Origin of the sequence: Neisseria sp. Marseille-Q1983 (assembly GCF_018224585.1) — a bacterium.
Taxonomy (GTDB): domain Bacteria; phylum Pseudomonadota; class Gammaproteobacteria; order Burkholderiales; family Neisseriaceae; genus Neisseria; species Neisseria polysaccharea.
Genome location: NZ_JAGTUI010000076.1, coordinates 1 through 4,209, shown reverse-complemented (window position 1 = coordinate 4,209; position 4,209 = coordinate 1). Strand labels below are relative to the sequence as shown.

5 protein-coding genes and 2 pseudogenes are annotated in these 4,209 nt (G+C 42.1%); all 7 read right to left on the bottom strand.

Features of this window, described 5'->3' with window-relative positions; genetic code table 11:
- A pseudogene (locus KEM39_RS10900) lies at positions 1-539 on the bottom strand (RHS repeat protein); the annotation flags it as partial.
- A gap of 292 nt (positions 540-831) precedes the next feature.
- Positions 832-1,266, bottom strand: a complete 435-nt coding sequence (locus tag KEM39_RS10895) for a hypothetical protein (RefSeq protein ID WP_211710027.1) — start codon at positions 1,264-1,266, stop codon at positions 832-834.
- A 19-nt stretch (positions 1,267-1,285) separates the two neighbouring features.
- Positions 1,286-2,311, bottom strand: a pseudogene (locus KEM39_RS10890) (RHS repeat-associated core domain-containing protein); the annotation flags it as partial.
- A 130-nt stretch (positions 2,312-2,441) separates the two neighbouring features.
- A complete protein-coding gene (locus KEM39_RS10885) occupies positions 2,442-2,804 on the bottom strand; it encodes a cytochrome C biogenesis protein (protein WP_211710026.1) in 363 nt (120 codons plus the stop codon).
- 11 nt (positions 2,805-2,815) lie between these two features.
- On the bottom strand, positions 2,816-3,271 hold the full coding sequence (locus tag KEM39_RS10880; RefSeq protein WP_211710025.1) for a hypothetical protein: 456 nt from the start codon (positions 3,269-3,271) through the stop codon (positions 2,816-2,818).
- Positions 3,272-3,462: 191 nt separating this feature from the next.
- Positions 3,463-3,786, bottom strand: a complete 324-nt coding sequence (locus tag KEM39_RS10875) for a hypothetical protein (RefSeq protein WP_211710024.1) — start codon at positions 3,784-3,786, stop codon at positions 3,463-3,465.
- The coding region (locus tag KEM39_RS10870) for a polymorphic toxin type 17 domain-containing protein (protein WP_249182757.1) at positions 3,783-4,209 on the bottom strand (427 nt) is incomplete at its 5' end. The genes KEM39_RS10870 and KEM39_RS10875, both read right to left, overlap by 4 nt.

The window sequence follows — 4,209 nt, the reverse complement described above, 5'->3', positions numbered from 1 at the left end:
GTGACGGGCAGGTACAGCATGTCGTACTGCGCATCGCGCCAGTCGGTTTCGGGCAGGCCGTTTCGGGCGTTCTCTTCCTTAGTCGGTACTTTCCATTGGTGCCGGGCGATGATTTGGCCGTTTCCGTTGTAGTCGAAGCAGGTGATGCTGTGGCGGTTGGCGGCGCGGACGAGGTTGCCGTCCGGGTCGTATTGGTAAGCGGCCTCCTGAACTCTGTCGCCGCCGTCGCGGGCGAGGGTATGGATTAAGCGTCCCAATACATCGCGTTTGAACTCGGTAATCCGCAGCGGGGTTTGGCTGTCGAGGTCGTCTGAAAGCGGGGCGGCGTCTTTTTTGGGGACGGGCTGTCCGCCCGGCTGCGCCATCAGTTTGGCGGCGAGGGAAACATCGTTGCCGAACTCGCGCTGCTCGACCAGTTCGTTGCCGGCGTTGTAGCGGTAGCCGGTCAGCTTATGGTCGAAGCCGCTTTCGGCAATCAGGCGGTCGAGGACGTCGTAGGCAAAGCGGTAGCGCGCACCGTTTTCATTGGTGAGGCCGATTAGGCGGCGGGCTTTGTCGTAGTGGTAGCCGAAGGTATGGCCCAGCGCATCGGTGCGCCGGGTCGGCAGACCGTCCTGGCCGTATTCGTAGGAAGTGGTATGGCCTTCGCCGTCGGTATGGGTTTTCAGACGACCTCGAAAAAGGATTGAGGTCGTCTGAAAAGCAAAAACCGCGTGCGTGCGTACCGCACACACTCTACGTCGGGATTGGAGGTTTCATGGGGGGCTGCTTGCTTCTTAGGCTGTTAATTCTTGATCCAACCTATGGTTACTAAATTTTTTATTTATTACGTTACATATTTTCATTAAATACTTTGTGTAAATTTTCCAAAATCTCAGCATCTGAAATGCCTATTAATCTTAATAACTCAATTGCCCATGTAAAATATTCATCAATTTCTGCTTGTGGTTCAGTCTGAAATAGTTGGTGTATAAAACGAATAATAGGCATTTTTTTAGGATTATATGTTGCATCCTGATTATCAAGAAAATTCCATATCATACTTCTTATTTTTGACATTTCTTCTAGTGTAATTTCATGTTTATACCAGTATTTTTCAGCTAAATCTAAAGAATTCAAAAAATCATTTGGTATCTTGTGCTTTAATTTAGGAATAAATAAAAAACAAAATTTGATATATTTTTTATAATTATATAATAAAGAATTATGCTTTTCTGCATAATCAATAATATTCCAGAATTTATCATAAAAATTTGAATTTTTCATATTTTCACCGATAAGGATTCTATAAATTAATCTTAAAAGCAGCCAATAAAGGTTCACATGAAGGACATGGGATGCGTATATGCCCATGTTTTGCGCCTCCAACACGTGCAATTTCTATTTTTGCTCCATCTAATTTATGACCTTTCTTTAAAGCCTTATTGATAGCAGCTACTTCCGCACAATGTCCATGCCAATCCGCTCTTTGACTTTTGGGGATATTGTCTAATACCTTTTTTAAACTCGGGTGTAATTTACCAACCCTTCCACTAATACCTATAAATCGTTTATTACCGACTCTTAAAATAGCAACAGCTCCACTATCTTTACCTAGTGTATTTTTAGCAAAATTAGCTAATGCAACTATTGGACTATTTCTTATAAGTCCTAAAGTATCTATCCATATTTGCGTGTTTTTAGCAAATTGATACAGATTTTCTCCACCGTTTAACCCAATCGGATCTTGATTCACAAACCGACCCGCATCAGGTTCGTAATACCTGAAGAAGTTGTAATGCAGCCCCGTCTCAAGGTCGCAATACTGGTTCTGCAATCGGAAGGGTTGGTGCGCCGTTCCCGTTACGTTCGTTTCGCTCCTCAGTTTGCCCCAACCGTAATAATCCCCGAACCAAACCAGATTGCCGTCCTTATCGGTCATCTCTCTCGGGATGCCGATTTGGTCGCAGTGGAAGTAGCGGGTTTGTTGGCGGGTTTCGCCGTCTTCGTTTGTCCAATTTCGGACCTGCGCCAAAGGCTCGTAGGAGTCTTGGTCGGTGTAGAGATAGGTATACCTGCCGTCCGGGTAGACTTCCTGCAAGAGGCGGCTGCCGTCCCAGACGAAGCGGGTTTCGTCTTCTAGGCTGCCGTCTGTTTTCAGACGGCCTTTGCCTATCCTTCTGCCCAAGGTGTCGTAGCTGTACGTCCAAGTCTCTTTCGTGCCGTCTTTTTTGAAGATTTCGGCTTTAACCAGTTGGTCATGCAGATCGTAGAAATAGTTCTGCACTTCGCCGTCGGCCAGCTCGCGGTGGATCAGGTTGCCGTTGGCGTCTTCCACCGCCACCAGCGGGAAGAGGGTGGAATCCTCGTCCGAACCGTCTTCCGCCACCGCCAAAGGCGCAAAGCGCAGCGCTATCGAACCGTCCAGCGACGCAATGACATAATGGCCGTCTTATGCTTTGTTATACATAATCTCCTATTTTTTTTCTCAAAAATAAAAATATTTTTACCCAAAAGGGTGTTGTTAATCCCCAAATTCCTCCGAATATCAATCCTTCAAGGAGCATAAAATTCTCTCTTTTAATTTGTATAGTTAATCCCAGTAACATCCCGATTATCATCTGAATAATAGATAGGTATTTAATATTTTTTCTTTCCAATTCTAAATGGAATAATATCACTAAGAAAAAAGAGATTATTGGAAGTATAACTAATTTAACTGTTACATTATCCCCATAATAAGCCATCCATAACCAAATGAAAAACCAAGAAATTAATATGCTTATCCAATATTTTTGAATAAATTCCTTAAATTTATTAGGCATAAAAAATCCTTTTAACCACACGGGGAATCGCTAAATACACTTTTTTTCTCTCCTCCCAAAATTGCTTTAGCTATTTGGCTAGTAGCAGCAACGGCTGCTCCAATCGCAGCATATTTTTTGATATTAGATAAATTATGAGTGGCTGCTTTTGTAGCCTTGCCTAGTTGTTTTCCTACTTTATGGCGGGCATTTTTGGCTCCTTGTTTTCCAAATAGTTTGGTATATTTTTTACCTAACTCCTTAGCCACAGATTTATTTTTTGCGAAACCAACAAGATTTGTTGAGCCTTTCCATGCACATTTGCCAACGGTAGCAGCACCTGGAATAGCAGGAATAATCCCACCTATGGCTGCACTTACAGCTACTGAATTCCAATTAATACAATCCAATGGTTTATCTGATAAATAATTTTCAGCAACTTGGAAAACAATATCAACAGCCCCCCCCATTAAAGCTCCCACTGTCATTACAACAAGTTCTAGGCTGCCGTCTGTTTTCAGACGGCCTTTGCCTATCCTTCTGCCCAAGGCATCGTAGGTGTAGGCCCAAGTTTCTTTGCTGCCGTCTTTTTTGAAGATTTCGGCTTTAACCAGTTGGTCATGCAGAGGGGTATTGGATTCGACCCAACCTACGCTTGCTAAATTTATTTTTAATTTAATTAATAAAAGTTAGGATTTTCACAAATTAAACTAATTGAATCAACTCCAACAATTGAAGATTTATTAGACCAAGCGTCAAATATATAGTCAATTTCTCCTGTAATAATCCATTGTGTTCCTAAAGATTCACATAGTTTCAATAGCTCATATATATGACACTCCCAACTATTGGTTGAATATTTTAAATTAAATATATTCTCATGATTGAAATATATCTCAATGTTTTTTTTGTGAAATAATTTCTTTATTCTATTAATGATTGTAACACTTCCCTTGTCAGATTTTGCAGCCAAGAAAAACGTTACTTTAATGTTTGTAATCATAAATGAGTTATCCTTCCTAATAGTGAAACATTTGCATGTGAACCGTCTCCAGTCAACCATCCAATACTACTCTGACCCGTTTTAGACAATTGGACATCCCATTCAAATGCTTCACCTGCTGTCCTTGAAGGACCTTTAACCCATGTATTACCAAATTTATCAAGATAACCACCGTTTTTCCTGGGTAATGGAGTGCTAGGCTTCCATAATTTAGGAGGTACATATCGTATTTTTCCTTTCGTTGGTAATCCGGCTGCTTTTATTTGTCCTTTTTTCTTAGGCTTTCCTGAATGACATTTCATTAAACCCAACGGATCAACCCAGTCTTGAACATTCGGCGCAAACCGATAAAAGTTAAATCCACCTTCCAACCCAATCGGGTCCTGATTCACAAACCGCCCCGCATCAGGCTCATAGTACCTG